The sequence below is a fragment of the Duganella violaceipulchra genome (genome assembly GCF_019166075.1).
GTDB lineage: Bacteria > Pseudomonadota > Gammaproteobacteria > Burkholderiales > Burkholderiaceae_D > Rugamonas > Rugamonas violaceipulchra.
Genome location: NZ_JAHTGR010000196.1, coordinates 1 through 272, shown reverse-complemented (window position 1 = coordinate 272; position 272 = coordinate 1). Strand labels below are relative to the sequence as shown.

The 272-nt window shown below is 66.5% G+C and carries 1 protein-coding gene; it reads right to left on the bottom strand.

What is annotated here, in order from left to right:
- Positions 1-272: phosphopantetheine-binding protein (locus KVP70_RS33665; protein ID WP_217946771.1), on the bottom strand; the 272-nt coding region annotated here is incomplete at both ends.

Below are 272 nucleotides of genomic sequence, written 5' to 3'. Positions count from 1 at the left end.
GCGCTTGGCTGACGACGCTGGCCAGGCCTGCCAGCGTCGGTTGCGCAAACAGGTCGCGCAGGGCGACTTCGACATCCAGCACTTGCCGCAGGCGCGACACCAGTTGCACTGCCATCAGCGAGTGTCCGCCCATCTCGAAGAAGTGGTCGTGCCGCCCGATTCGCGCCAACCCCAGCAAGTCTTGCCAGATCTGCGCGAGCGCTTCTTCAATCTCTCCTTGCGGCGCCTCGTAGGCACGGCTGACGACGGCGCTCTTGTCCGGCGCCGGCAGC